This is a genomic window from Monashia sp. HAY1-2A (assembly GCF_056755315.1).
Map to the genome: position 1 here is coordinate 1 of NZ_JBNDHY010000319.1, position 732 is coordinate 732.

1 protein-coding gene is annotated in these 732 nt (G+C 69.8%); it reads right to left on the bottom strand.

Going from position 1 to position 732, the window contains the following annotated elements; all coding sequences use genetic code 11:
- Window positions 1-547 (bottom strand): hypothetical protein (locus ACPYOM_RS22100; protein WP_481347604.1); only part of this gene is annotated, 547 nt, incomplete at its 3' end.
- Between the last annotated feature and the right edge of the window lie 185 nt (window positions 548-732).

A 732-nucleotide genomic window follows, 5' to 3' on the forward strand; every position in this document is an offset into this window, starting at 1 on the left:
CCTGGTCGTCCTCGTCTCGGATGATCCGGCCGGTGCCGGGTTGATAGTCAGGCTCGGCGTGCGGGTCGACCCAGTACGTCGTCATGCCCTCGCGGACGACGACGACGCCGAGGGTCTGTCGGGCTGCGGTGAGCTGGGCCGAGGTCGCGTCACCCGCTGCGTGGATCACGTCGGCGCTGCGGGCGTAGCCGCCGACGGCGCGCATGTAGTCGGCCAGCCACGCCCGCAGCTGCAGTCCGCGAAGGGCCTCATCGTCGTCGGTCATCGGTCGTCCTCCTGGTTGGCCGTGCTCGTCGTCATCGTGTGTCGTCGGGCCGACGCCGCGACCCGCGACGAGCGACCACGGCCCGAGGTCTGCGCGATACACGCCGATCTGCGTCACGCCCTTGCGACCGATGAGGCGTCGGGCGGAGGCGAGGGCGTGCGTGCGCCATCGGTAGCGCTTGATCTGGATGCGCTGCACTCGGCGGCGTGGGTTGACCCAGCGGACCTCGTAGATCTCCTGGGCGGTCGGCGTCAGCTCGTCTCGGCTCACGTCGTCGGTCATGACGCGCCTCCTCGGTAGAGGCACCCGAGGCACAGGTCACCGTCGAGGGCGCGCTGTCTCGGGAGCGGCCCGCCGCAGCCCGGGCACACGCCGTCGTCGTCACTCTCGCCCCTGGGCGAGATCACTTCACTGCTGGTCGCCTCAAGGTCTGTCTCTTATACACATCTGACGCTGCCGACGACGGA